1 pseudogene is annotated in these 280 nt (G+C 53.9%); it reads right to left on the bottom strand.

What is annotated here, in order from left to right:
- Positions 1-280 (bottom strand): annotated as a pseudogene (apaH, locus tag V5P19_RS23385) (diadenosine tetraphosphatase); the annotation flags it as partial.

Raw genomic sequence — 280 nt, 5'->3', positions numbered from 1 at the left:
ATTCTTCAGCGACAGGGCCAGGAATCGCAAACCACGGTTTCAGTGGGGCAGGGGCCTCTTCCGGCGATTCTTTGCTGTACATATCCAGTTGACCGTTCGGGAAGCAAAAACGCATACGGGTAAAAGCGTTGGTGATAAAACGCAGTCTTCCCAGCCCCCGCAATTCCGGTGACCAGTTATTTGGCATATCGCCGTACATAGCGTCGAGAAAGAAGGGATAGGAGTCACTCGAGAGCACCGCTTCTACATCGCGCGCGCACTCTTTGGCGGTCTGTAGATC

The organism is Enterobacter sp. UNJFSC 003, assembly GCF_036903355.1.
GTDB lineage: Bacteria > Pseudomonadota > Gammaproteobacteria > Enterobacterales > Enterobacteriaceae > Enterobacter.
Note: the sequence above shows the minus strand (reverse complement) of the source record. Positions and strands in the feature narration are given on the sequence as shown.